The organism is Actinomadura sediminis, from assembly GCF_042675525.1.
GTDB lineage: Bacteria > Actinomycetota > Actinomycetes > Streptosporangiales > Streptosporangiaceae > Spirillospora > Spirillospora sediminis.
Map to the genome: position 1 here is coordinate 28,096 of NZ_JBHTJA010000047.1, position 24,860 is coordinate 52,955.

Consider the following 24,860-nt stretch of genomic DNA (forward strand, 5'->3'; position numbering starts at 1 on the left):
CCGGGCGGATACAGCAGGATGAGCGGAACGATTCGTAGACTCGCCGGTAACAACCGGCCGGTCACCCGTTCCGCGCGAGGAGTGCCATGCTCAACCTGTCCGTGCTGCTGGAGGACGCCGCCCGCGAGACGCCGGACCGCGACGCCGTCGTGTTCGGCGACCTGCGGCTGTCGTACTCCTTCATCGACTCGGTCGCGAACCAGGTCGCGAACCTTCTGCGGTCGCGCGGCATCGGACCGGGCGACAAGGTGGCGCTGTCCAGCCCGAACCTGCCGTACTTCCCGATGGTCTACTTCGGGGCGCTCAAGGCGGGCGCGGTCGTCGTGCCGCTGAACGTCCTGCTCAAGCCGCGCGAGATCGCCTACCACCTGGACGACTCCGACGCGAAGGCGTTCTTCTGCTTCGAGGGGACGCCCGAGCTGCCGCTCGGCGAGATGGGCAAGGCCGGGTTCGACCAGGCCGACGGGTGCGAGCACCTGTTCCTGCTCCCGGCGAACCCCGCGGCGGCCGAGTCGCCGATCGAGGGGGCGGAGCTGTTCTGGGCGGCGCTGGGCGGGCAGCCCGGCACGTTCGAGCCGCACCTGAGCGAGGCCACCGACACCGCGGTGATCATCTACACGAGCGGGACGACCGGGCAGCCGAAGGGCGCCGAGCTGTCGCACGGCAACCTGCTGATGAACGCGATGGTGGACGACACGCTGTTCGCGAAGACGCTGCACGACGTGTCGCTGGTGACGCTGCCGCTGTTCCACATCTTCGGCCAGACGTGCGTCATGAACGTCGGGTTCTACCGGCGCGGGACGCTGGTGATGCAGCCGCGGTTCGACGCCAAGGAGGCCGTCGCGCTGATGGTCCGCGAGAAGGTGAACATCTTCGCGGGCGTCCCGACGATGTACTGGGGGCTGCTGACCGACGACACCTCCCCGGAGGACGTCGCGACGATCCGGGAGAACCTGCGGGTCGCGGTGTCGGGCGGCGCGGCGCTGCCGATGGAGGTCCTCAAGGGGATCAAGGAGAAGTTCGGCGCGGACGTCCTGGAGGGCTACGGGCTGTCGGAGACGTCGCCGGTCGCGTCGTTCAACCGGCCGGACCGCCCGACCAAGCCCGGCTCGATCGGGCTGCCGGTGTGGGGCGTCGAGATGAAGCTGATCGACGACGACTGGAAGGACGTCGAGGGCGAGGGCCCCGGCGAGATCGCGATCCGCGGCCACAACATCATGAAGGGCTACTACAAGCGGCCCGAGGCGACCGAGGCCGCGATCCGCGACGGCTGGTTCCGCACCGGGGACGTGGCCCGCCGCGACGAGGAGGGCTACTACTACATCATCGACCGCTCCAAGGACATGATCATCCGCGGCGGTTACAACGTGTACCCGCGGGAGCTCGAAGAGGTCCTGATGACCCACCCGCAGGTGTCGCTGGCCGCCGTGGTGGGCGTCCCGCACGACAGCCACGGCGAGGAGATCAAGGCGTACGTGATCCGCACGCCGGACGCCACGATCACCGAGGACGAGCTGGTCGCGTGGGGCAAGGAGCAGTTCGCGAACTACAAGTACCCGCGCATCGTCGAGTTCCGTGACGAGCTGCCGATGACCGCGACGGGCAAGATCCTCAAGCGCGAGCTGCGCTGACCCCGTCCGCGAACGGGCCCCGGCGGCCGGCCGGGGCCCGTTCGCGCGCTCAGAAGGTGTACGGCAGGCGCTTGATGCCGTTGATGAAGTTCGACTCGAGCCGCTCGGGCTCCCCGGCCCGGATCTCGGGGACGCGGCGCAGCAGCTCGCGGAACATCACGGTGATCTCGCGGCGGGCGAGGTGGGCGCCCAGGCAGAAGTGCGGGCCGGGGCCGCCGAACCCGACGTGCGGGTTGGGGTCGCGGAGGATGTCGAACTTCTCCGGGTCGGTGAAGACCGACTCGTCCCGGTTGGCGGACCAGTAGTACAGGACGAGCTTGTCGCCCTCCTTGATCTCGTGCTCGTTCAGCGTCGTGTCGCGGGTCGCGGTGCGGCGCATCCAGATCACCGGGGACACGTAGCGGACGATCTCCTCGACGGCGCCCGCGACGCGGCCGTCGAAGTCCGCGGTGAGCAGGGCCCGCTGCTCGGGGTGCCGGGTGAACAGGTCGAGGCCGTGCGCGATCGCGTTGCGGGTCGTCTCGTTGCCCGCGACGACGAGCAGGATGAAGAACGAGCCGAGCTCCTGGTCGGTCAGCGACTCCCCGCCCTGCTCGGTTCCGCCGCCCGAACCCACCTCGGCGTTCACCAGTGCGGACGTCAGGTCGTCGGTGGGCTCGGCGCGGCGGCGGCGCCCGAGTTCCTCGACGAGGCCCTTGAGGGTCTCGCCGGCGCCGAGCAGCGCCATCGCCATCTCCTCGGCGCTGCCGGTGGGGAGGAACTCCGCGTCGTTGCCGGCGAGGATGACGTTGGTGGCGTCCAGGACGGCGCCGTAGTGCTCCTCGCCGATCCCCATCATGTCGCAGATAATCTTCAAGGGGAGGCGGGCGGCGACGTCCTGCACGAAGTCGCCCGTCCCGTGGCCGGCGGCGATGCCGTCCACCAGCTCGGCGGCGACCGCCTCGACCTTGTCCTCGAACCGCTGGATCATCCGCGGGGAGAACGCGCGGGAGACGATGCGGCGGATCTTGGCGTGCCGCGGGTCGTCCATGTTGATCATGGAGCCGAAGTACTCGTGCAGGTCGCCGGGCATGTCGGGGATGCTGATCGTGCCGCGTCCCGAGCAGAAGTCCTGGGGGCGGCGGGACGCCTCGACGACGTCGGCGTGTCGGGTCAGCGCGTAGTAGCCGGGCCCCTGCTCGACGATGACGACCTCGGGCTCGTCGTAGCGGATGAGGCGGGGGTGCCTTCGCAGCACCCCGAACGCCTCGTGGCGGTGGTCGTGGGGACGCCGCCAGAAGTCCCAGTCCGTCAGGTTGATGTCCTCGGCCTTGAGCACTCTCGCCACCTCATCGTTCCGAACGGGATTCGGTTTACACGTAGGCTCTCAAAGTAAAGTGCGGCACGGGAGTCCGTTCACCCAGAGGTGACCCAGGTCACACCGTCGCCACCGCCGCGATGAAAGGGTGGCGGCGCCACGAGGAGGCGAGCACATGGGCGACTTCACCGACATCTCCGCCGGGACGATCGACGCGAACGGGCTGACGTTCGGCTACCTGGAGGCCGGACCGCCGGACGGGCCGCTGGCGCTGTGCCTGCACGGCTTCCCCGACACGCCGCACACGTGGCGTCCCCTCCTGCCCGAGCTGGCCGCCGCCGGATACCGCGCCGTGGCCCCGTTCATGCGCGGCTACGCGCCCACGTCCGTCCCCGCGGACGGCGCCTACCAGACGGGCGCGCTGGCCGCCGACGCCGTCGCGCTGCACGAGGCCCTCGGCGGCGGCCCGGACGCGGTGATCATCGGCCACGACTGGGGCGCGGCCGCGACCTACGGGGCGGCGAGCATGGCCCCGGACCGGTGGCGCCGGGCCGTCGCGATGGCCGTCCCGCCCATCGAGGTGCTGGTCGGCTCGTTCTTCGCCTACGGGCAGCTCAAGCGGTCGTTCTACGTGTTCGTCTTCCAGACGGCGCTCGCCGAGACGGTCCTGAACCGCGAGTTCGTCGACGGGCTGTGGCGCGACTGGTCGCCGCCGGACGCGCCCGACCCCGCCCCGGAGGTCGACCGCGTCATGGAGTGCCTCGCCACGCCCGCGAACATCACCGCCGCGCTCGGCTACTACCGCGCGATGCTCGACCCCGGACGGCACGTCGAACGCTACGCCGCCGCACAGGAGGCGGCGGACGCGCGCGGCGTCCGTCCCGTCCTCTACCTGCACGGCGAGGAGGACGGCTGCATGGGCGCGGACGTCGTCGCACCGGGCGGCGACCTCGAGCCGATCGTCGCCGCGCTGCCGCCGGGGTCGCGGGCGCGGCTCGTCCAGGGCGCCGGGCACTTCCTGCAGCGGGACCGGCCCGCCGAGGTCAACCGGCTGATCCTCGACTGGCTCGCCGCCTGAGGGACGGTCAGTACGGGTTGCCGAACGGCGGCACGTCCGACGGATCCAGCTCCGCCCGCATCCGGACGTACCGGACGGCGTGCCGCCAGCGCCCGTTCTCCACGGCCGCGTCCGCGCTGAACTCGACCACCGTCTCCGGCTCGGTGCGGACGTACCGGATCGGCGGGTGCGAACCGTACAGGCCGCCCGCGAACCCCGACGGCAGCTCGGCCGGCCACGGATGGTCGGGCGACCCCGGGTTCAGCACCGCCGCCAGCTCGGTGCGCGCGGCGGGCGGCAGCGGCGTCGTCCGCGCGACCACCCGCAGCCGCCCGTCCGCGTCGAACCGGCCCAGGATCAGCGACTCCGGCGCCTGCCGGGTGCCGGTGACCCCGCCGACGATCCCCTCCGCCGTCGTCCGCCGCTTCACCTTCTGCCAGCGGCGCCGCCCCTCCAGGTACGCGCCGTCGGCGTCCTTCACGACCAGCCCCTCGATGCCCTGCTCGGCGAGCGCCTCGAACCACAGGCGCGCCTCCGCGACGTCCGCCGTCTGCGGCGCCGCCACCACCCGCGCGGCGGGCGGAACGTCGCCGAGCAGCCCCTCCAGGACCGCGCGGCGCTCCCGCAGCGGGCGCGGCCGCAGGTCCGCGCCGCCGGTCTCCAGGACGTCGAACGCCACGTAGTGGCACGGTTCGGCGCGGGCCAGATCCGGGCGGCGGCGCCCGGCGACGTGGCGCCGCTGCAGCGCCCCGAAATCGAGCCGCCCGCCCGGGCCCCACCGGACGATCTCGCCGTCCAGCACGGTCGCGGGCGGCACCAGCTCCGCCACGGCCGCCACCACCTCGGGGAACGCCTCGTTGAACCGCGTGCGGCGGCGGGACGCCAGCAGGACCGCGCCCGCCTCGTCCACGATCGCGATCGCGCGGAACCCGTCGAACTTCGGCTCGTACCGGCACCCGCCCGGGCACGCCTGCGGCTCCGGCACCCGGTCGACCGTCGCCGCCAGCATCGGCTTCACCGGGGAGCGGATGTGCATGACCACGCGTCCCCCCGAGCTCGACGACCCTGCTCCCCGCCTACCCCGTTCGACCTGCGGAGATATCGGGGAGGGGGAATGTTGACCGGGTTTAGACGCGCTTGAGCAGATCGTTGTCCAGGACCGACTCCACGAGCAGCTCCCGGTAGCCGACGTCGTCGAACAGGACGGTGACGCGGTCCCCCTCGCCCTCGACCACCTGCCCCGGCCCCCACTCGCGGTGCTCCACACGCGTGCCGGTCGGGAACGTGCGGTTGTCCGCGCGCGCTTCGGCGCGGCCCGCTTCGCAGTTGTCGCACCGCCCGCACGGCCGGTCGTAGGCCTCGCCGAAGTAGCGCAGCAGGAAACGGCGGCGGCAGTCGGTCAGCTCGCAGTAGCGCCGCATCATCTCGATGCGGGTCCGCTCCACGTCCCGCCGGTTCCCCGCGAGGCGCACCGCCGCCCCGACCGCCGCGTCCCGGGACGGCGGATCGGGGACGGGACGGACGCGCCGCAGCAGGCGCACGGCCCCGGCCTCGGCGAGCAGGTCCAGCAGCACCGCCAGCCTGCGCGCGGACACGCCGGTGCGCGCCGCGAGCTCCCGGCGCGTCACGGGCCCCTCGGTCACCGCCTCGTAGACGGCGGCGACCGTGTCCTCGTCCGGGAGGCCGCCGGTGAAGAAACGCGGCAGGCCGAGGTCTTCGGAACGGTAGAAGCAGACGGCCTCGGCCGGGTCGCCGTCGCGCCCCGCGCGGCCGATCTCCTGGTAGTACTCGTCCGGCGACCCGGTGACGTGCGAGTGCAGCACGAACCTGATGTCGGGTTTGTCGATCCCCATGCCGAACGCGCTCGTCGCGACGACGATGCGCGTACGTCCGTCCATGAACTCCGCTTGGACCGCGTCCCGCTCCTTCTTGCGCAGCCCCGCGTGGTAGGCGCGCGCGCTCCGCAGCCGCTCCGCGTACCGGGTCGTGTCCTTGCGCGTCGCCGCGTAGACGATGCCCGGGCCGTCCAGCTCCTCCGCGGTCCGCACGACGGCGTCGGCCCGATCGTCCGCGTCCCCGAAGCGGCGCACCGACAGCCGGATCTCCGGCCGGTCGAACCCCTTGACGATCTCCGCCGGATCGCGCATCCCGAGCCGCTCGACGATCTCCGCGCGGACCGGCGGCGCGGCCGTCGCCGTCAGCGCCGCCACCACCGGACGGTCCCGCAGCGCCGCGACGACCGCGCCGAGCCGCAGGTAGTCCGGGCGGAAATCGTGGCCCCACGCGGAGATGCAGTGCGCCTCGTCCACGACCAGCAGCCGCGGCGGCGACTCCCCCAGGCGCGCCCGCACGTCGTCGCGCAGCAGCTGCTCGGGCGCCATGAACACGAACGCCGGACGGTCCGCGGCGAGCGCCGCGTGCGCCCGCTCACGCCGAGCCCGTCCCGCCGTCGCGTTCAGGACGTGCGTCTCCAGACCGTTCTCCCGCAGCCCCAGCGCCTGGTCCCGCTGCAGCGACACGAGCGGCGACACCACCACGACCGGGCCGCCCAGCAGCACCCCCGCCACCTCGTACACCGCCGACTTCCCCGACCCCGTCGGCATCACGACGAGCGCGTCCCGCCCGCCGGCGAGCGCCTCCATCGCCTCCCGCTGGCCCGGACGCAGCTCCCGGACGCCCAGCAGATCCCCGGCGACCTCCGCTACCCCTCTGCGACGCTCCACGCCACGCCCGTCCCCCGGCAGACGGCGTGTACACGCGCACGCCCGTCCGCGTCCCCCGGGAACGCGACGAGCCGGCCGGTCACCCGGTCGGCCCGTCGATCCCGCGGGAGCGTCGCCGCCGTCACACGCCCCAGTCGGGACGCAGCGGCATGGAGGAGTTCCCCTTCTCGTCCAGCTTCACGCCGAGCGTCTGGTGCAGCTGGATCCAGTTCTGGTTGAAGCCGAGCACGCACCCGGCCATGTAGACGCGCCACACGCGGGCCGTGCCCTCGCCCACCTCCGCGACGGCCTCGTCCCAGTGCTCGTCCAGGTTGCGGCACCAGCCGGTGAGCGTGCGGGCGTAGTGCTCCCGCAGGTTCTCCTGGTGCCGGATCTCGAACCCGGCGTCGTTCATCTGCGTCTGGATGTACCCCGGACCTTCGAGCTCGCCGTCCGGGAACACGTACCGGTTGATGAACCCGTTCTCCTTGCGCGGCGGAGCCAGGTTGTCCGGGCGCGTGATGGTGTGGTTCAGCATCCGCCCGCCCGGCTTCAGCTTCCCGTACAGGAACGAGAAGTACGCCGGCAGGTTCGCCTTCCCGATGTGCTCGGTGAGCCCGATCGAGCTGACCGCGTCGAAGCCGGTCTCGGTCACGTCCCGGTAGTCCAGGTGCCGCACCTCCGCCAGCTCGGAGAGGCCGCGGTCGGCGATCGCCTTCTGCGCCCACTCCGCCTGCTGCTTCGACAGCGTCACGCCCAGCGCCTTCACGCCGTACTCCTGCGCGGCGTGCATCACCATGCCGCCCCAGCCGCAGCCCACGTCCAGCAGCCGCATCCCGGGCTTCAGCCCGATCTTCTTGGCCACCAGGTCGAACTTGTGGAACTGCGCCTCCTCCAGCGTCGCGTCCTCCCTCGGGAAGCACGCGCACGTGTACGCCATCGACGGGCCCAGCACCCACTCGTAGAAGGTGTTCGACACGTCGTAGTGGTGCGAGATCGCCCGCGCGTCGCGCCGCTTGGAGTGCCGCAGCCACGACGGGATCCGGCTGAACGGCGCCTCCTGCGGCGGCGGGTCCAGCCGGCGGGACACCGCGCCGCGCAGCAGCGGGTCGCGCATCACCTCGGTGAGGATCCCCGCCTTCTGCCGCGGCGTCACCTCGCCGAACAGCGCCTGCATCGTGGACAGTGCCGTGATCATGTCCCCGGAGACGTCGATCATCCCGGTCACGTAGGCGCGGGCGAGACCGAGCGCCCCCGGCGAATGCACCAGGTAGGACACCGCGTACGGCGAACGCACGTGGACCCGGATGTCGGCGCCGGGCGCCCCCGCCCGCGATCCGTCGTACGCCGTGAACTCCACTGGCGCCTGCGGCCCGGCGAGCTGCTCGAAGACCTTGGCCAGCGTCATCTTGTTCCCTCCTGTCTCTCCACCCGGACGGGCGAGGCCGCCGGCCGCCGACGCGGGCGGCCGCCGTTCGCCGCCGGGCCCCCCGAAAACGGCGGGCGCCAGGTCAGCGCCCGCGCACGCACTTGTCGTAGAGGTCCAGCAGCCGCCCGTCCGGGTCGTAGGAACCCTTGAGCCGCCGGTAGGTCTCCCCGTCGTAGTAGCGCCAGAACTCGTCCCGGCCGTAGAACGCCGTCGAGTACAGCGACTTGTGCCCGTCCAGTGCGGCGACCTCGCGCTCGATCAGCCGGTTGTGGTACTCGGGGATCTGCCCCGGCGGGATCCGCACCGTCCCCCAGAACCCGACGTTCACGTACGTGCGGTCCTGCTCCAGCGGGTACAGCGGCCACTGCTCCTTCGCGCGCAGCGGGCACAGCCAGACCGGCCTCATCCCGACCTTCTCGTGGAAGAACTCCAGGAACTCCGGCAGCCGCTCCACCGGAACCTCGATGTCCTGGATGACGTCCTCGCGCGGCCGCAGACCCCGCCACCGGTCGATCCGGGCGATGACGTGGTACCGCCGGTCGTACGCGACCAGCTTCCGGTACACGTCCGAGCGCTTGGCCTTGTCCGGCCACACCCGCCGCACGAGCGGGTTCTGCACCCCGAACGCGCCCGAGCACCAGAACCAGTCGGTGTCCCAGCGCCAGATGTAGTCGCGGATCGTCAGGAAGTCGACGGAACGCCGCTGGATCGACCGGTAGTAGATGTCCTGACCGGTGTAGTCGGACGTGTACGGCGCCTCGTCCGTGAAGAACCCCAGCGTGATGTACTGCTCCGACGGGCCGAACACCGTGCCGTCCATGAAGTCGACGGCCTCGCCCTCGTACGTCCGCGACTCGGTGATGTCCGCCATCGCCTTCGCGAGCGACGCCGCGTCGCCGAAACGCAGGTGCCGCAGCCGGACGTACGGCCTCACCGGCCGCAGTTCGATCTTCAGCCGCAGCGAGTAACCGAGCGTCCCGTAGGAGTTCGGGAACCCGTAGAACAGGTCCGCGTGCTCGTTGTCGCGCGTCGCCGTGACGATCTGGCCGTCGCCGGTGAGGATCTCCATCTCCAGCACCGACTCGTGCGGGAGCCCGTCGCGGAACGACGTCGACTCGATGCCCAGGCCGGTCACCGCGCCGCCCAGCGTGATCGTCTTCAGCTGCGGGACTACCGTCGGCATCAGCCCGTGCGGGAGCGTCGCGTCGACCAGGTCCTCGTAGGTCGTCATGCCCTGGACCTGCGCGGTCCGCTCGTCCGGGTCCACGCTCAGCACCCTGTCGAACCCGGACACGTCCAGGCCCGGGGCCGCCGAGGGGTCGCGCCACCTGAACAGGTTCGAGGTCTTCTTCGCCAGCCGCACCGGCGTGCCCGCCGGGATCGCCGCGTAGGACCGCCTGAGCGCCTCTACCGCCCGCTGATGATCATCTTTGATCCCAAGCTCCGTCATGTACCCCTCCCGAACATAGTTAATCGATCATCCCATGTACGGTCCACATAACCCGGACGTTAAAGTCATCACAGGCAGGGAGGGGAATAAAGGCATGGGCATGCTGATCCATCTCCCTACGAGGCGGTCGGTCAACCTTTCCCCGTGGGGGCGCGCCCACAAACCCGAGCGCTACTTCAACGGCCGGAGGATCCACGGGTACCGGAACGGCTCCCCCGCCAGCGCGTAGATCGCCCCGACGATCGACGCGATCCACGCCACGGCGTACAGCATGCCGCCGACCCCGAACGTCACGATCGTGATCAGCAGGAGCGTCAACTGCAGGTTCACGGCCTCCGCGGCCTGCCGGCGCACGTACTCCGACCGGCGGCCCCGCGTCAGCATCACCACCAGCGGCCCGACGAACAGCGTCCACGCGCCCAGCCCGTGCGCCACCGCCGCCGCCATCCGGTCCCCGCCCGCCGGGGACGCCACCGGCCCCGCGGGCGCGGGCACCAGGTCCCCGGTCGCCGCGGCGAGGTCGTCCCGCGTCTTCGCCGTCAGCACCAGGTGCGCGCGCATGTCGAACTCGTCGTGGTCGATCCGCCCCTCGGCGAACGCGTCCTTCAGGCGCCCGAGGGCGGGTTCCCGTTCGGCGTCCGACACCCGCAGGTGGCCATGAGTGCTCATGCCCCCATCATCCGCGCGAACCGCCCGCCGAACCATCAGGGACGTCCCTGAGGCGGCCCTGATTCCCGTTCGACGTACTCCTCCCCGGGGGCGAGCCGCCCGCCGAAAAGCTGCGACACCGTCACGAACACGTACCCGTCGTCCCGCAGCCGGTCGATGATCTCCGGAACCGCGTCCACCGTCGAACCGTGGATGTCGTGCATCAGCACGACCGCGCCCGGCCGCGTCCCCTCGACGACCCGCTCCTCGACCGACCCGGTGTCGCGTTCGCTCCAGTCCTGCGGGTCCACCGACCACAGCACCTGCGACAGCCCCAGCCGCCGCGCCTCCCGCGTCAGCGTCTTCGACATCGAACCGTACGGCGGCCGCAGCAGCACGGGCGTGAACCCGGTGACGTCCCGGATGACGTCCTGCGTCCTCCGCAGCTCCGACAGCACCCGCTCCCGCGAGGCCGCCCCCAGGTCCGCGTGGGTGTAGCCGTGGTTCCCGAGTTCGTGTCCCGCCAGGTGTTCGCGCCGGACCAGTTCCGGGTGCTCCGCGGCCTTCTCCCCCACCAGGAAGAACGTCGCCCGGACGCCCCTGGCGTCGAGCATGTCGAGCAGCTCCGCCGTCCCCGGCACCGGCCCGTCGTCGAACGTCAACGCCACGCACTTCTCCCGCGCGCAGTCGACGTCCGGCGCCGGCGGCGGCTTCGGCGGCTCCCGTTTCGGCTGCGGCTTCGGCTCCTCCCGCGCCGCCTGCACGGCCACGAGCTCCACCCGTCCGGCGGGCGGCGCCAGCGTGCTGAGCCACCCGCACAGCGCGGCCGCGAGCACGGCCGCGGCCCCGCGCCGGACCAGGCCAGGCCCGTCCATCCGCTCCCCCCGATCTTCGAGCCCCGCCAGTCTAGATCGCGGAGCCGCGCCCGTCCGGGACGCGACCGCCGTGTCGGGAACCGCCGCGAGCAAGCGATCGTTTATCGTCAGACCAGCCCCGGAAAAGGGGCATCACCCACCGACAGGGCAGATCATGAGGTTCCGGGACCGGTTCGGGATCCGCAAGCATCGCGGGTCCTCGCTGACAAGGCTCGACCGCGAGGCCACCGACGCCGACATCGAGGCGCTGATCGCCTTCGCGCGGTCCCGCCGCGGCGTCGAGTTCTTCGTCGAGCCGGAGACCTTCGCCACCGACACCACCGCGGTCGCCGTCGCCCACGACGGCGAATGGACCCGCCGCCGCGTCGGCGCCCCCGAGGTCATCGGCAAGGTCGCCCGCGACCTCGGCGCACCCGTCTACGACGTCCAGATCGTCGGCTACCCCCCGCGGATGCGCGCCTGGAACGCCCGCAACCCCGACCGCCGCATCGACCCGGGCAAGCCCGGCGAGGCCGTCTCCTCCTGAGGAAACCCCGTTGCGCCGCCCGCCCCCGCGGGTTACCGTCCCCTCGCACCTCCGCCCAGGAGAAGGGGACCCGCATGCGCACCGAGACCCACGGCACCGCCTCCGCCCACAACTGAACACCTGCGCCACGCGCTGAGCCCCGCCCGGGCACGGTCCTCCGCGCCCCCCAGGCGCGATCCAGGCCCACCCCCGAGCCCCCGGTCCGCCACCACGTAGGCCCCGCGGCCGCACCCGTCACCACAGCGCCCCACGAGCGGCGCCCGTCCAAGCGCGGTGCCCCGAACGGCCGCCCGCCTGGAGCGGCAGGCGCGAACCCGGCCCGCCCCAACGCGCACGGCGCCGAGCACGGACGCCACGCCGCACAAGTCCGCCAGCACCCCAGCCCGGCAGACGCATGGCAACCGGCCGCGCACGCTGCCACCACCGGACGCAGTATTCGCGACTGGGTCATGCCTGGCGCGCGATCTGGCAGCCGGTGTGTGTTCGTTCGGGAGAGCGGCGCAACGCTCTGCTTGCTTTGCGAAGCACGACGCCGCGCGACCAGGCACGGGTGGGCACGGACGGCTGGCCGCCTGTTGCAGGGGGCCGAGCGAATGATCGTCCAGGCGGCGTGTCCTTTCGGTCTGCACGGCGGGTTGCCGGTGAACGTGTCGACACCCGAGCGGAAGCACGGCCGCGACTGTGCCTCGGCCCTTGCCGCCGGTCGCCGGCGGGCGCGCCGAACGCCGTGCGGGAGCACGGGCGTGAGTGTGCGTGGGGGCGGCGGCTCCGTGAGGGGGCGGCGGCTGCTCGTGTCGTAGTGCGTCGTCGGCCGGGGCTTGTCGTGGGCAGCCGCGCGTCCTCTCGTTTCCGTCCGGGTTGCTCGCGCCTCGTGGGCCCGCTGACGCTGGTTGGGCCGGCCGCGGTGGTCGGGACGTGCTGGTTCCGGCTGTTGCGGGCGTCCGGACGCCACGGAACCGGCGCCGAACGCGGGCCTGCATCAGGAGCCGGTTTGCGCGGCGGTTGTGCGTCTGTGGTCACGTGCCGGTGTCCAGGGGCGCGGCGTCGGCGCGGGTGTTCGCGGAGTGGGTGGGGCTCTCGTGGTCCTTTCCTTCTTCGATGGGAGTTCGTCTTGCGTGCCTATTGGTCCGCGGACTTCATCAAGCTCTGGGCGGCTTCGGCCGTGTCCAATGTCGGTGACGGGGTCACCGCGGTCGCGGGGCCGTTGCTGACGGCGACGCTGACGCGGGATCCGGTGCTCGTGGCGGGGGCGGCGTTCGTCCAGACGTTGCCGTGGTTGCTGTTCTCGCTGGTGAGCGGGGCGCTCGTCGACCGGGTGGATCGGCAGCGGCTCATCCTGGTGGTCGATCTGCTGCGCGGAGGCGTGCTGGCGGGGCTGGCCGTGCTCGTGGCCGCGGATTCGGTCGGGATTCCGCTGCTGTACGTGGTCTTCTTCCTGCTCGGGACGGGTGAGACGCTCGCGGACACGGCGGCGGTGGCGCGGTTGCCGTCGGTGGTGCCCGCGCGGCACCTCCCGTCGGCGAACGCGCTGTTCATGGCGACGTTCACGGTCGGGAACCAGTTCCTGGCCAAGCCGCTGGGAGCGGCGTTGTTCGGGTTGGCGGCGGCCGTGCCGTTCGCGTTCGACGCCGCGACGTTCGTGGTGGCGGCGGCGCTGGTGGCGCGGATGCGGCCGGCTCCTGTGGAACCCCGGGAACGGAACCTGCGCGCGGAGATCGCGGAGGGGGTGCGGTTCCTGTGGTCGCACCGGCTGCTGCGGACGCTCGCGGTGTCGATGGGTTTGGCGAACCTGGCGTTCTGTTCGGCGTTCTCGGTGTTCGTGCTGTACGCGCAGGAGCAGCTGGGCTTGTCGGAGGCCGGGTACGGATGGCTGCTCACCACCTTCGGTGTCGGAGGGCTGGCGGGCGCGTCGATGGCGCGGGCGCTGCGGAAACGGGTGGGGACGGCCGCGTTGCTGCGGGGCGGGCTCGTGGTGGAGGCCCTCACTCATGCCGGGCTGGCCTTGACGGAGCGGGCGTGGGTCGCCGCGATCGTGCTGGTGGTGTTCGGCGTCCACACGATGGTGTGGGGGGCGATCGCGGCGACCGTACGCCAGCGGGCCACTCCGGACCGGCTGATGGGGCGGGTCGGCAGTGCTCACGCGTTGCTCGACGCCGCCGGTGCGGGCGGTGGCATGGTCATGGGCGGGCTGATCGCCGGGGCGTTCGGGCTGACGGCTCCGTTCTGGGTGGCGGCGGTCGCGACGGGCGCCGTCGTGGTGGCCGTGTGGCGGGGGCTGCGGTGATCATCCGGCTTCCTTCTCTTCGTAGGCGGCGGCGAGCTGGCGGGGCGTCATGCGCATCTTGGCCTTGGAGGGCGGGATGCCGGAGTTGATGATCTGGCGCAGGAGGACCGCCATGGAGTAGCCGGGGTCGGCGTCCAGGGCCCGGTCGAGGGCGATGTTGGCGAGGCCGCCGTCGCCCGCGGCGTAGGCCGCGTAGGCGAGGAGGGCGGCGGGGCCGGCGGCGTACGGGTCGCGGACGCGGCGGACGACGTCGCGCCAGAACCGGATGTCGTCGCCCGGCGCGTCCTCGTCGATGCGGATCCACGCCTCGTCGCGGACGCGGCGGTCGGTGAGCAGCACGCCGAGCCAGGCGACCTCGTCGTCGGTGAGGTCCGCGGGGGCGGCGGCGACGAACGCCACTCCCTCTTCCGTGGCCCTGGAGCGGAAACGGGCGGAAGGTTCGCGGGCTCTGGCGAGGAACCGTTTCTCGGCGCGTTCGGTGGCGGCGCGGAGGGAGGGGGTGTCCGGGACGGGCCGGACGGAGCGGACCAGCTCGTCCCGGTCGGCGAGGACGACGTGCCCGGCGAAGGTCGCCTGGGCGGCGACGACGCTGCCGCTGCTGTCGTAGGGCGTGCCCTCGGCGGGGCAGCAGTCGTCGTCGCAGGTCAGCGACCACCACCGGTGGGCGTCGACGCGGATGGCCTCGACGGTGTCGACGCCCGCGGCGGCGAGGGCCGCGCGCATGGCGACGGCGGCGGCGGCGACCTCGTCGGGGCCGCCGTATCCGAGCAGGAGGGCCCTGCGGAAGCCGTTCGCGGCGAGTATCCCGGACGCCTGGCCGGCGGCGCCGTCCACCGGTAAATCCAGGCGGACGGCGCAGGTGTTCGGCGGGCCGTCGAAGCCGATCACGACGAGGCTTCGGGACGGGTGGAAGCCGAGCATGTACGGGACGGCGGCGATGGCGTCTCGGGCCGAGCGGATGACCAGTGGACTCATGCCACCGACCCTCGCAGCCGGGCGCGCGGGCCGGTCGGGAATCCGCGGCCTGTGGATAACTCAGGCGTCGAGCACTTGGCGGGGCTTGGTGACGACCGGGGGCTCGGTGGACCAGGGGAAGTTGATCCAGCGGTCGGTGTACCGCCACACGTACTCGCACTTGACCGAGGACGCGGGCTTCTCGTAGACCACCGCGCACCGGACGTCCGCGACGTGGTCGGCGCAGAAGTCGCGGACCAGCTTGAGGGTCGCGCCGGTGTCGGCGACGTCGTCGGCGACGAGGACCTTGGCGCCGGACAGGTCCACGGCGTTGGGGACGGGCGGGAGCATGACGGGCAGGTCGAGGCGCTCGTCGACGCCGGTGTAGAACTCGACGTTCATCACGTGCAGGTTCTTCACGTCCAGCGCGTAGCCGAGGGATCCGGCGACGAACAGGCCGCCGCGGGCGATCGACAGGATGAGGTCGGGGCGGTAGCCGCTGTCGGCGACCGCCTGCGCCAGCTCCCGGCTCGCGGCGCCGAACAACTCCCAGGTCAGGACTTCTCTTTCAGCAGACACGCCACCATCTTGGCCGACCCTGGCCGTGCGTTGAACGCGAGCCCCCGCAAAGGGGACGTCCCGGTGTCCGACCGGGACGCGGTTGTCCGCGGCGGACGGTAGTGTCGGGCGACGTGCCCGCCCCAGAGTTGTTGGATACCCAGATCCCGGACATGGCGACCCTGCTCGCCGCCGCCGTCGAGGCCATCGGGGGCGCCGAGCGTCCCGGCCAGACGAGGATGGCGGAGGCCGTCCGCGAGGCCATCGAGTCGGGCGAGCACGTCGCGGCCCAGGCGGGCACCGGCACCGGCAAGTCGCTGGCGTACCTGGTCCCGGCGATCCGGCACGCGGTGGAGAAGCAGACCACGGTGGTGGTGTCGACGGCGACGATCGCGCTGCAGCGGCAGCTCGTCGACCGTGACCTGCCGCGGCTCGCGGAGGCGCTGGGGCCGCTCCTGGGGACGGAGCTGAGGTTCGCGATCCTCAAGGGGCGCCGCAACTACCTGTGCCTGCACCGTGTGCAGACGGGCGCACCGGACGAGGAGGAGGGCGGCGCCGGGCTGTTCGACCCGCAGCAGCTGTCGTCGCTGGGACGCCAGGTCAAGCGGCTGAACGAATGGGTCGAGGAGACCACGACGGGCGACCGGGACGAGCTGGTGCCCGGGGTGAGCGAGCAGGCGTGGCGGCAGGTCGCGGTCAGCGCGAAGGAGTGCCTGGGGGCCCAGCGCTGCCCGCACGGGACGGAGTGCTTCGCGGAGCTGGCGCGCGCGCAGGCCGGGGACGCGCACATCGTCGTCACCAACCACGCGCTGCTGGCGATCGACGCGCTGGAGGAGTACCAGGTCCTGCCCGAGCACGACGTGGTGATCGTGGACGAGGCGCACGAGCTGGTCGACCGGGTCACGTCGGTGGCGACGGGCGAGCTGAGCGCGGCGGCCGTCGAGACGGCGGCGCGGCGCTGCGGGCGGCTCATCGAGGAGGGCCTCGCCGACCGGCTGAAGGAGGCGGGCGAGGGGCTCGGCGTCCTGCTGGAGGACATGTCGGGCGGGCGGATGGACGTCCTGTCGCCGGCGCTCGGGAACACGCTGGCCGTCGTGCGGGACGCGGCGCACGCCGCGGTCACCGCGCTCGGCCCGGAGAAGAAGGAGAACGACCCCGGGGACATGGCCGCGCGGAAGGCGGCGCGGACGTCGCTGGAGGACGTGCACGACACGGCCGTGCGGCTCCTGGAGGCGTTCCAGCCGGAGATCGCGCAGCGGTTCGACGTGGTGTGGCTGGAGAAGCCGTTCGTGCCGGAGGGGCGCCCGAGGCGGCCGCCGGCGCTGCACGTGGCGCCGATCGGCGTGGGCGGCCTGCTGCGGACGACGCTGTTCGAGCAGCGCACGACGGTGCTGACGTCGGCGACGCTGACGCTGGGCGGGTCGTTCGAGCCGCTCGCCCGCCAGTGGGGGCTGCCGCCGCTGGAGGGCGGCGCCCCGCGGGACGCGCGGACGGCCGCGGAGGGGCTCGCGGTCACCGCGACGGGCAAGGACGAGAAGGAGAGCAAGGTCGCCTGGACGGGCCTGGACGTGGGGTCCCCGTTCGACCATCCGAAGTCGGGCATCCTGTACGTCGCGCGGCACCTGCCGCAGCCGGGCCGGGACGGGCTCGCCGACGCCTACCTCACCGAGATCACCGAGCTGATCGAGGCGGCGGGCGGGCGGACGCTCGGCCTGTTCTCCTCGATGCGGGCCGCGCGGCAGGCGGCGGACGAACTGAAGGACCACCTGTCGCATCCGCTGCTGTGCCAGGGCGAGGACTCGACGAGCCAGCTCGTCGCGCGGTTCGCGGAAGACGAGCGGACGTGCCTGTTCGGCACGCTGTCGCTGTGGCAGGGGGTGGACGTGCCCGGCCCGTCGCTACAGCTCGTGATCATGGACCGGATCCCGTTCCCGCGCCCGGACGATCCGGTGTCGTCGGCGCGGTCGCGGGCGGTGGCGGCGGCGGGCGGCAACGGGTTCATGTCGGTCGCGGCGACGCACGCGGCGCTGCTGCTGGCGCAGGGCGCGGGCCGGCTGCTGCGGTCGATGGACGATCGCGGCGTCGTCGCGGTCCTCGATCCGCGGCTGGCGACCGCGCGGTACGGCGCCTTCCTGAAGAACTCGCTGCCGCCGTTCTGGGCGACGACCGATCCGGAGGTCGTGCGGGGCGCGCTGCGCCGGCTGGACGCGGCGGCCGGTTAGGGCCCGCGGGGCGGCACCGTCCGGCGGCGATCCGTCCTGCCGATGGAACGCATCAGAACGTTCGATGACCTGGCGTCTTCCGGGCGCCTGACCCCTGTACGGCCGGCGCGTCGCCGGATCCGCCGGCCGGTCGGCGGCGAAGCGGCTTCCCCTTCCGGGCGGCGGCCACCAGAATCGGTTCGCGGCCGGGCGGTGCGCCCGTCGCGTACCGAGAGGGGTCTTTTGCGTTACCGAGTGCTGGGACGAACCGGCCTGCGCGTGTCCGAGATGTTCTTCGGCGCGATGAGCTTCTTCGAGGACGGTCCCGAGTGCGGGCCCATGCTCGACGCGTACGCCGACGCGGGCGGGAACGTCATCGACACGGCGTCGGCGTACGGGGAGAGCGAGAACGTGCTGGGCGGGCTGCTCGCGGGGCGCCGCGACCGGTTCGTGCTGGCGACCAAGTACACGGTGTCCCGTGATCCGGACGATCCGAACGGCGGCGGCAACCACCGCAAGAACCTGGTGCTGTCGCTGGAGCGGAGCCTGCGGAGGCTGCGGACCGACTACGTCGATCTGCTGTGGGTGCACGTGTGGGATCGCCGCACGCCGATCGAGGAGACGATGCGGGCGCTGGACGACGCCGTCCGTTCGGGGAAGGTCCTGTACGTCGGGATCTCGGACGCGCCGGCGTGGGTGGTGGCGCGCGCGAACACGCTCGCGGAGTGGCGGGGGTGGACGCCGTTCGCGGGCCTGCAGGTTCCGTACAACCTGCTGAACCGGGACGTCGAGCGGGAGCTGCTGCCGATGGCGGACGAGCTGGGGTTGAGCGTGGCCGCGTGGGGCGCCGCTGGCCCGGGGCGTCCTGGCGGGGAAGTTCTCCGGACCGCGGCCGCCGGCCGGCCCCACCCGGGTGGACGCTGCCACGCTGGGCGAACGCGATCACGCGGTGGCGCGGGCGGTGGTGGAGGTCGCCGGGGAGCTGGGCGTGCCGGCGTCGCAGGTGGCGCTGGCCTGGACGCGGGCGCGGTGGCCGCGGGTGCATCCGATCGTCGGGGCGAGCAGCGCGGCGCAGCTCGCCGAGAACCTCGGCGCCGTGGACGTCGTCCTGCCGGCGGAGGCGGTGGCGCGGCTGGAGGCGGCGACGGGCTTCGAGCCCGGCTTCCCGGCCGAGTTCATCGCGCAGTGCGACGAGCCGGGGACGGGCGTGTACGGCCGCGCCGAGGTGTACTAGCGGCCGGCGTGTACCGGCCGCCGGCGTGTACCGCGCAGGTGTGCCGGCGAAGGCGCGCTAGCGGGATTCGAGGTCGGTCAGGAGCGCCTGGACGGCCGCGAGGTCGTCCTCGCCGAAGACGCGGACGCCCTCGCGTTCGAGGAGGGCGGTGGTGACGCCCTCGCCGGGCGCGGCGGTGCCGGTGAAGGTGCCGTCGTAGACCCGGTCGCTGCCGCAGGAGGGGCTGCCCTCCTTGAGGACGGCGATGCGGGCGCCGGCGCGGCGGGCGGCGTCGAGGGCGAGGCGGGCGCCGCGCAGGAAGGCGTCCGTCACGTCCTCGCCGGTGCCGGTGCGGACGGCGGCGGCGCCGGCGAGGACGGCCCGGCCGTCGCCGCCGACGATCTCGGCGGGCGGGCGCGGCACCGCGAGCCCGCCCGCCACCTCCGGGCAGAAGGGGACGAGGCGGCCTTCGGCGCGCCAGCGCTCGAAGAGGGCGTCGCCGACCGGTTTGGCCGCGCCGTCGTAGCGGACGGGCCGCCCGGCGAGGCAGGAGCTGACCAGGATCCGTTCCACGCGCTCCAGCCTACGCGGGGCGCGCTACTTGCCCGCGCGGATGCGGCCGACGGCGATCTGCGCGACGCGCACGGCACCGGACGGGCTGAGGCGGACGCCCCGCCACGCGGCGCGGCCGTGCCGGGGGGCGACGATCAGCGCCTGGTTGCGGTCGACGCCGCGCATGATGTCGCGGGCGAGCTTCTCGGCGGTGTAGAGGAACGGCGACGCCTTCTTGATGTCGCCGGTGGCGTCGCCGCTGAGCGCGGTCTCGGGCAGGTCGGGGTTGACGTTGGTGAGCAGCGGGGTGTTGATGAAGCTGGGGCAGACGACGCTGACCTTGACGCCGCGCCCGGCGGCCTCGGCGCGCAGGCCGAGGGAGAGCCCGACGACGGCGTGCTTGGTGGCGGTGTAGGGGATCCCGACGGGCATGGGGACGAGCCCGGCGAGGGACGCGGTGTTGACGATGTGGCCGTTCCCCTGCTCGAGCATGATCGGGTAGGCGGCGTTGACGCCGTGGACGACGCCCTTGAGGTTGATGTCGATGGCGCGGTTCCAGTGGTCGAGGGTGAGTTCCTCGGCCAGGCCGCCGACGGCGATGCCGGCGTTGTTGAAGACGCGGTCGAGGCGTCCGTGTTCGTCCTTGACGCCCTTGTACAGCTCGGTGACCGCGTCGGCGTCGGTGACGTCGAGCCGGGCGGCGGCGGCCTTGCCGCGGCCGAGGCCGTTCAGCCGGTCGGCGACGGTCTTGGCCCCGGCCTCGTTGATGTCGGCGACCACGACGGTGTCGCCGCGCGCCACCAGGGACGTGGCGATCGCACGGCCGATGCCGGATGCGCCTCCGGTCACGATCGCGATGCTCATTGCGCGCTCCGCTCGATTAATTAGATGGTGTGTTCAATTGCAGGAGATTGTATCGGCGGGCGCCGCCCGCCGATATGCGCCCCGTCACGAAACCGCCGCTCCGCGCGCCCGCACGTCCGGCTCTATCTCGAAGTCGGCCGGGTCGAGGCGGCGCGTCCGCAGCCAGTAGCTGACGGTGGACGCGGGCCACGCGGCGCGGTTGACGCCGTCGCGGTCGAGGTACCAGCTGGTGCAGCCCCCGGCCACCCACACGGCGCCCTCGGACTTGCGCTGCACCCAGGCGTTGAACCGGTCCTGGACGGACGGGCGGACGGAGATGCGGGCCCCGCCGGACGCGTCGAGCATCGCCAGGCACTGCAGGACGTACCGGACCTGCGCCTCGATGATGAAGATCATCGAGTTGTGGCCGAGCCCGGAGTTGGGCCCGAGCAGCAGGAACAGGTTCGGGAACCCCGCGACGGTGACGCCGAGGTGGGCCTCGATGCCGTCCTTCCACGCGTCCTGGATCTTCAGCCCGTCGCGACCGGTGATGCGAGCGTCGTCGAACGCGTCGGTGACGTGGAAACCGGTGCCGAAGATGATCGTGTCGACGTCGTGCTCGCGGCCGTCCCGGGTCACGATCGACCTCGGGCGCACCTCGGCGATGCCCTCGGTGGTCAGCTCGACGTTGGGCCGCATCAGCGCCGGGTAGTAGTCGCTGGACACGAGCGTCCGCTTGCAGCCCATCGTGTAGTCGGGAGTGAGCTTGCGGCGCAACTCCCGGTCCGGCACCTGGCGCGCGAGGTGCCATTGGGCCAGGCCGCTGGCGAGCTTGAGCAGCTTCGGGTTCTTGAAGCCGACGACGAAGCTCTCCTGCATCAGGTAAATGCCGTTGCGGTAGCCGCGCTGCACTCCCGGGACGCGCCGGAAGAGCGTCTTCTCCAGGCCGGTGACGCGGCGATCGGGCTTGGGGATGATCCACGGCGGCGTCCGCTGGAACACCGTGAGGGACGCGACGTTCTTCGCGATCTGCGGGACGAACTGGATCGCGGACGCGCCCGTCCCGATGACGGCGACGCGCTCGCCGGTCAGGTCGTGGTCGTGGTCCCACTCGGCGGAGTGGAACACGGCCCCCTCGAACGACTCCAGCCCCGGCAGTTCCGGGATGTTCGGCTTGTGCAGCGGCCCCATGCCCGCCACGACGGCCCGCGCCCGGACGACCTCGTCCCCGCGGCCGCCGCCGTCCGGCCCGTTACCGTCCGCGACGGTGACGAGCCAGGTGCCCGTGGCGTCGTCGTACTCGGCGCCCGTCACCTCCGCGCGGAACCGGATGTGCTGCGCGAGATCGTACTTCTCGACGACGTCCTTGATGTACTGCAGGAGCTCGCCCTGCTTCGGGAACATCCGGGACCAGTCGTTCTTGGGTTCGAAGGAGAACGAGTACAGCAGCGACATGATGTCGCAGGCGCAGCCGGGATAGGTGTTCTCGCGCCAGGTCCCGCCCACCTCGCCGGCCTTCTCCAGGATCACGAAGTCGTGGACGCCGGCCTTCTTCAGCCCGATCGCCATCCCGAGCCCGGAGAAGCCCGTCCCGATGATGGCGACCCGGTACGGTCCGCCCGGCCCCGCCGCGGGCGTGACCACGGCGGGGCGCGTCTCGTGCGTCATGTCGGCGCGCCCGTGCTCAGGCGGCCTCGGCGGACGGGACGGGGCGGCGCTTCTTCGGCTCGTCCCAGATCCCGAACGCCTTCCAGACCTGCTTGCCGACGGGGTCGATGACGCCCAGCTCGGCCATCAGGTCGCGGATCTTGCCGACCGAGTTGGCGATCTCGGCCTGGGACGCCTCGCTGCGGTAGGCCTCGCGCACGACGTCCTTCGGGATGTTGAAGTGGCGGACCATCGGACCGGGCGGGGCCAGCATGATCCGGGCCATCACGCCGAGGACGACCGGGGTGAACAGGCCGAGGACGCGGCGCCGCATCGGGTGCATGCGCGGGATCCGGTGCTTGAGGTAGTGCCGGGCGAAGGAGATGTGCCGGGCCTCCTCCGCGATGTGGATCTTCATGATCGTCTCTTCGAGCGGGTGCTTGATGTGCCCGTTCTTGAGCGACTTGCGCTGCACGTAGTCGATCGGGTCCTCGCCGCCGAGCACGAACACGAAGAACATCTCGGTGCTGATGAGCGGGATCCACGGCGCGGCCTGCGCGACGAACGTCAGCGACTTCGGCATGCCGCGGATCGGCATCTTCGTCCGGTTCACGAACTCCTGGAACATCATGCCGTGGTGACATTCCTCGGTCGTCTCGTGGTAGACGTACCGGAACTCGGGGCGGCCGTTCGGCAGCCAGTACGCGTAGTTGAGCAGCCCGCGCTTGAGCAGGTTCTCGAACTGCAGGCCGATCTTCATCGCGGTCGCGACCCGGAACAGCCCGATCTGCGCCTGGATCTCCGGCGGCTGCGAGCGGTACCACTCGGTCTCGCCGAGCCGGTCGAACTGGGGCAGCACCCAGCGCGGGTCGTTCTTGTCGACCTTGAACTCGGGGTCGTCCCACGGGATGTCGGCGTAGGCCTCCCAGTGCTTCTCCACGGACGCCTTGTTCAGGCGGTCGATGACGCCGAGGTACGCCTTCTTGTCCTTGACCTGCTCGCGGAGTTCGTCGGCGAGGCCGGTGGGGGCTTTGGGCATGGTGACGCTCCCTGGGGGGTGACGCGCCGGCGGACCGGCCGGCACTTCGGGGGGTGGGGCTATGCGGTTGTGGGGGACGCGCCGGCCTCGGGTGCTCCGGGTTCCGGCACGATGAGCCGGGCGACGTCCTTGATCTGGCGCAGCACGGCGGCCTGGTGACCGTCCGCGTCGTCGTCCAGCGCGTTCTGGATGGACAGGCCGATGAACATCGCGAACACGCCGCGCAGCATCGTCGGGACGAAGTCGGCGGGGAGCGTGTTGGCGGGGAAGAGCCGCTCGAACGTCTCCAGGATGACCTGCAGGATCCGCTCGTTGAGGTCCTGGCAGAGGGGCCGCAGCTCGTCGTCGGTGCGGGCGGCGACGGCCAGCTCGGTGAGGGCCTTGGCCGGACGGCCGCGGAACACCTCCCAGAGCAGGTCGAGAGCGCCCTCGACGTTGCGCCGCCCGGCGGGCAGCACCGCGAAGGCCGTCTCGTACGCCAGCCGCTGCGCCTCCAGCAGATGCTCCAGTGCCGCCGCGACCAGGACCATCTTCGTCGGATAGTGGTGCTGCTGGGCGCCGCGCGAGACGCCGGCGCGGCGGGCGACCTCGGTCGTGGACGTCCCGGACCAGCCGAGGTCGACGAGGCACTCCATGGTCGCCTCCAGGAGCCGTGTCCTGGTCCGCGACCGGCGTTCCTCCTGGGTGCGGCGGCCGCCGCCGTGGCGGCGCTGCGTCCCGGATCGTCGGCGAGCGCTTACTGACACACCTCGACCGTACGAGCGCACCAACAAGCAATCAAGCCTGCTTGTATGTTGCCCGCATCACAATTGGACGACGCGTCTTATTGATCTTCGCGCAGGTCGCCCGGGCCCCGCCCGCCGCACGTACGCCCCGGGACGTAGACGGACGCGCCCGGATGCGCCCCAGGATGCAGAAGCGATGCATCTCCCGGCCCGACGACGGGCCGCGCACGTCCCGGAAGTATCGCGGCATGAGCGCGACGGCGGCGGCACGGAAACCGTCCGGGGCGGTCCCGCCCCGCCGGGTCCTCGACCGGACGCGGGAACCGGGAGGACGGCCGTGATCGGGCTCGCGCTCAGGGAGATCCGGGGCCGCCCGCGCCGCCTGGCGGGCACGCTGACCGCGGTGTTCCTCGGCGTCGCGTTCCTCACCGGGACGCTCGTCCTCGGCGACACCCTCGCGAGCGGCCTCGACTCCTCCCACTCCGGCTCCCACGGCCGGACGGACGTCATCGTGCCGAACGCGGCGGACGCGAGCGACTCCCCGCGGGGTTCGCGCGGCGAGAGCGGCGCGGCGACCCTCGACCGGGCGAAGGCCGTGGACGACGTGGCGCACGCGGCACCGCTCGTCCAGGGATCGGGCCCGGTCCTCGGCACGTTCCGCGTCGTGATCGCCGCGTTCGGCGGTGTCGCGCTGCTCGTCGCGGCGTTCACCGTCCACTCCGCGTTCGCGATCACGGCGGCGCGGCGGACCCGCGAGTGGGCGCTGCTGCGCGCGCTCGGCGCGGAACCCCGGCAGGTCCTCGCGATCGCCGGTGTCGAGGCGCTCATCGTCGGGGTCACCGGCACGGCGGCCGGACTGGCCGGCGGCCTCGGTTTCGCCGCGCTGCTGCGGCGGGTGCTCGCCGAGTACCGCATCGGGGTCGCGCTGGACGGCCTCACCGTCGCGGCGACCACGCCGCTGATCGCGGCGCCGGCCGGGGTGCTGCTGACGCTCGCCGCCGCGCTCGGCCCCGCGCTGCGCGCGTCGCGGTCGGCGCCGGTGACGGCCCTGCGGGAGGCGGCGGCCGCGCCGGGCGGCCCCGCGGAGGCCCGCGTGATCATCGGCGGCGTGTTCCGGACGGTCGCGGCGGGCGCGGGCGCGGCCGGCGCGGCGGCCGGGCGGACGTCCCTCGCGGCCGCCGGCGCGCTGCTGTTCGTCCTCGCGCTGGTGGTGCTGGGGCCGGTCGAAG

At 72.4% G+C, this 24,860-nt stretch carries 21 protein-coding genes and 1 pseudogene; 8 read left to right on the forward strand and 14 right to left on the reverse strand.

What is annotated here, in order from left to right; all coding sequences use genetic code 11:
* Positions 1-86: 86 nt before the first annotated feature.
* On the forward strand, positions 87-1,631 hold the full coding sequence (locus ACFQ11_RS21940; protein ID WP_378301507.1) for a long-chain-fatty-acid--CoA ligase: 1,545 nt from the start codon (positions 87-89) through the stop codon (positions 1,629-1,631).
* A gap of 49 nt (positions 1,632-1,680) precedes the next feature.
* On the opposite strand, the gene ACFQ11_RS21945 is transcribed toward ACFQ11_RS21940, so the two are convergent.
* Positions 1,681-2,949 carry a cytochrome P450 gene (locus tag ACFQ11_RS21945; protein WP_378301509.1) on the reverse strand — a complete coding sequence of 423 codons (1,269 nt, stop codon included), beginning with the start codon at positions 2,947-2,949 and terminating at the stop codon, positions 1,681-1,683.
* Between the two features lie 154 nt (positions 2,950-3,103).
* On the opposite strand from ACFQ11_RS21945, the gene ACFQ11_RS21950 reads away from it, so the two are divergent.
* Entirely contained in the window at positions 3,104-4,006 is a 903-nt protein-coding gene (locus ACFQ11_RS21950; RefSeq protein ID WP_378301512.1) for an alpha/beta fold hydrolase, read from the forward strand.
* Between the two features lie 7 nt (positions 4,007-4,013).
* Here ACFQ11_RS21950 and ACFQ11_RS21955 read toward each other — a convergent pair whose 3' ends face one another.
* The 6 genes from ACFQ11_RS21955 to ACFQ11_RS21980 form a co-directional block, all read right to left on the reverse strand.
* Positions 4,014-5,021, reverse strand: coding sequence for an ATP-dependent DNA ligase (locus ACFQ11_RS21955; RefSeq protein ID WP_378301514.1), 1,008 nt, complete (start codon positions 5,019-5,021; stop codon positions 4,014-4,016).
* A gap of 91 nt (positions 5,022-5,112) precedes the next feature.
* Positions 5,113-6,708 (reverse strand): RecQ family ATP-dependent DNA helicase, encoded by a 1,596-nt coding sequence (locus tag ACFQ11_RS21960; RefSeq protein WP_378301516.1) that lies wholly within the window; start codon positions 6,706-6,708, stop codon positions 5,113-5,115.
* 121 nt (positions 6,709-6,829) lie between these two features.
* Entirely contained in the window at positions 6,830-8,095 is a 1,266-nt protein-coding gene (locus ACFQ11_RS21965; RefSeq protein WP_378301518.1) for a class I SAM-dependent methyltransferase, read from the reverse strand.
* Positions 8,096-8,198: 103 nt separating this feature from the next.
* Complete coding sequence (locus ACFQ11_RS21970) at positions 8,199-9,566, reverse strand: FAD-binding oxidoreductase (RefSeq protein WP_378301521.1); 1,368 nt, start codon at positions 9,564-9,566, stop codon at positions 8,199-8,201.
* Between the two features lie 171 nt (positions 9,567-9,737).
* The gene (locus ACFQ11_RS21975) at positions 9,738-10,235 is read right to left on the reverse strand and encodes a DUF1707 and DUF4870 domain-containing protein (RefSeq protein ID WP_378301523.1); all 498 of its coding nucleotides are present in this window, start codon (positions 10,233-10,235) and stop codon (positions 9,738-9,740) included.
* Between the two features lie 35 nt (positions 10,236-10,270).
* Positions 10,271-11,089, reverse strand: coding sequence for a polysaccharide deacetylase family protein (locus tag ACFQ11_RS21980; RefSeq protein WP_378301525.1), 819 nt, complete (start codon positions 11,087-11,089; stop codon positions 10,271-10,273).
* Positions 11,090-11,243: 154 nt separating this feature from the next.
* Between ACFQ11_RS21980 and ACFQ11_RS21985 the strand changes: the two genes are divergently transcribed.
* Positions 11,244-11,615: a hypothetical protein gene (locus tag ACFQ11_RS21985; RefSeq protein WP_378301527.1), complete on the forward strand. Its 372-nt coding sequence runs from the start codon at positions 11,244-11,246 to the stop codon at positions 11,613-11,615.
* A 1,111-nt stretch (positions 11,616-12,726) separates the two neighbouring features.
* The gene (locus ACFQ11_RS21990; protein WP_378301529.1) at positions 12,727-13,899 is read left to right on the forward strand and encodes an MFS transporter; all 1,173 of its coding nucleotides are present in this window, start codon (positions 12,727-12,729) and stop codon (positions 13,897-13,899) included.
* On the opposite strand, the gene ACFQ11_RS21995 is transcribed toward ACFQ11_RS21990, so the two are convergent.
* Both ACFQ11_RS21995 and ACFQ11_RS22000 read right to left on the reverse strand, forming a co-directional pair.
* Positions 13,900-14,874, reverse strand: a complete 975-nt coding sequence (locus ACFQ11_RS21995) for a DUF4192 domain-containing protein (RefSeq protein WP_378301531.1) — start codon at positions 14,872-14,874, stop codon at positions 13,900-13,902.
* A 60-nt stretch (positions 14,875-14,934) separates the two neighbouring features.
* Entirely contained in the window at positions 14,935-15,432 is a 498-nt protein-coding gene (locus ACFQ11_RS22000) for a phosphoribosyltransferase (protein ID WP_378301533.1), read from the reverse strand.
* 152 nt (positions 15,433-15,584) lie between these two features.
* Between ACFQ11_RS22000 and ACFQ11_RS22005 the strand changes: the two genes are divergently transcribed.
* The 3 genes and pseudogenes from ACFQ11_RS22005 (at position 15,585) to ACFQ11_RS22015 (ending at position 18,846) form a co-directional block, all read left to right on the forward strand.
* The gene (locus ACFQ11_RS22005; protein ID WP_378301536.1) at positions 15,585-17,633 is read left to right on the forward strand and encodes an ATP-dependent DNA helicase; all 2,049 of its coding nucleotides are present in this window, start codon (positions 15,585-15,587) and stop codon (positions 17,631-17,633) included.
* Positions 17,634-17,951: 318 nt separating this feature from the next.
* A pseudogene (locus tag ACFQ11_RS22010) lies at positions 17,952-18,395 on the forward strand (aldo/keto reductase); the annotation flags it as partial.
* 82 nt (positions 18,396-18,477) lie between these two features.
* On the forward strand, positions 18,478-18,846 hold the full coding sequence (locus ACFQ11_RS22015) for an aldo/keto reductase (RefSeq protein ID WP_378301555.1): 369 nt from the start codon (positions 18,478-18,480) through the stop codon (positions 18,844-18,846).
* 57 nt (positions 18,847-18,903) lie between these two features.
* On the opposite strand, the gene ACFQ11_RS22020 is transcribed toward ACFQ11_RS22015, so the two are convergent.
* The 5 genes from ACFQ11_RS22020 to ACFQ11_RS22040 form a co-directional block, all read right to left on the reverse strand.
* Complete coding sequence (locus tag ACFQ11_RS22020) at positions 18,904-19,398, reverse strand: 2-thiouracil desulfurase family protein (RefSeq protein WP_378301538.1); 495 nt, start codon at positions 19,396-19,398, stop codon at positions 18,904-18,906.
* A gap of 24 nt (positions 19,399-19,422) precedes the next feature.
* Complete coding sequence (locus ACFQ11_RS22025; protein WP_378301540.1) at positions 19,423-20,241, reverse strand: SDR family NAD(P)-dependent oxidoreductase; 819 nt, start codon at positions 20,239-20,241, stop codon at positions 19,423-19,425.
* Between the two features lie 84 nt (positions 20,242-20,325).
* Entirely contained in the window at positions 20,326-21,888 is a 1,563-nt protein-coding gene (locus ACFQ11_RS22030) for a flavin-containing monooxygenase (protein WP_378301542.1), read from the reverse strand.
* Between the two features lie 16 nt (positions 21,889-21,904).
* Entirely contained in the window at positions 21,905-22,906 is a 1,002-nt protein-coding gene (locus ACFQ11_RS22035) for an AurF N-oxygenase family protein (RefSeq protein WP_378301544.1), read from the reverse strand.
* 59 nt (positions 22,907-22,965) lie between these two features.
* The gene (locus tag ACFQ11_RS22040) at positions 22,966-23,652 is read right to left on the reverse strand and encodes a TetR/AcrR family transcriptional regulator (protein WP_378301546.1); all 687 of its coding nucleotides are present in this window, start codon (positions 23,650-23,652) and stop codon (positions 22,966-22,968) included.
* 316 nt (positions 23,653-23,968) lie between these two features.
* Between ACFQ11_RS22040 and ACFQ11_RS22045 the strand changes: the two genes are divergently transcribed.
* A partial coding sequence (locus ACFQ11_RS22045) for an ABC transporter permease (RefSeq protein ID WP_378301548.1) occupies positions 23,969-24,860 on the forward strand: 892 nt, incomplete at its 3' end.

What these genes read in the sequence shown, in the direction of transcription:
- ACFQ11_RS21980 (WP_378301525.1), bottom strand. Translation starts at nt 11,089, where the DNA reads ATGGACGGGCCTGGCCTGGTCCGGCGCGGGGCCGCGGCCGTGCTCGCG.
- ACFQ11_RS21970 (WP_378301521.1), bottom strand. Translation starts at nt 9,566, where the DNA reads ATGACGGAGCTTGGGATCAAAGATGATCATCAGCGGGCGGTAGAGGCG.
- ACFQ11_RS22035 (WP_378301544.1), bottom strand. Translation starts at nt 22,906, where the DNA reads ATGCCCAAAGCCCCCACCGGCCTCGCCGACGAACTCCGCGAGCAGGTC.
- ACFQ11_RS21985 (WP_378301527.1), top strand. Translation starts at nt 11,244, where the DNA reads ATGAGGTTCCGGGACCGGTTCGGGATCCGCAAGCATCGCGGGTCCTCG.
- ACFQ11_RS22005 (WP_378301536.1), top strand. Translation starts at nt 15,585, where the DNA reads ATGGCGACCCTGCTCGCCGCCGCCGTCGAGGCCATCGGGGGCGCCGAG.
- ACFQ11_RS21975 (WP_378301523.1), bottom strand. Translation starts at nt 10,235, where the DNA reads ATGAGCACTCATGGCCACCTGCGGGTGTCGGACGCCGAACGGGAACCC.
- ACFQ11_RS22030 (WP_378301542.1), bottom strand. Translation starts at nt 21,888, where the DNA reads ATGACGCACGAGACGCGCCCCGCCGTGGTCACGCCCGCGGCGGGGCCG.
- ACFQ11_RS21940 (WP_378301507.1), top strand. Translation starts at nt 87, where the DNA reads ATGCTCAACCTGTCCGTGCTGCTGGAGGACGCCGCCCGCGAGACGCCG.
- ACFQ11_RS21965 (WP_378301518.1), bottom strand. Translation starts at nt 8,095, where the DNA reads ATGACGCTGGCCAAGGTCTTCGAGCAGCTCGCCGGGCCGCAGGCGCCA.
- ACFQ11_RS21995 (WP_378301531.1), bottom strand. Translation starts at nt 14,874, where the DNA reads ATGAGTCCACTGGTCATCCGCTCGGCCCGAGACGCCATCGCCGCCGTC.
- ACFQ11_RS21955 (WP_378301514.1), bottom strand. Translation starts at nt 5,021, where the DNA reads ATGCACATCCGCTCCCCGGTGAAGCCGATGCTGGCGGCGACGGTCGAC.
- ACFQ11_RS21950 (WP_378301512.1), top strand. Translation starts at nt 3,104, where the DNA reads ATGGGCGACTTCACCGACATCTCCGCCGGGACGATCGACGCGAACGGG.
- ACFQ11_RS22025 (WP_378301540.1), bottom strand. Translation starts at nt 20,241, where the DNA reads ATGAGCATCGCGATCGTGACCGGAGGCGCATCCGGCATCGGCCGTGCG.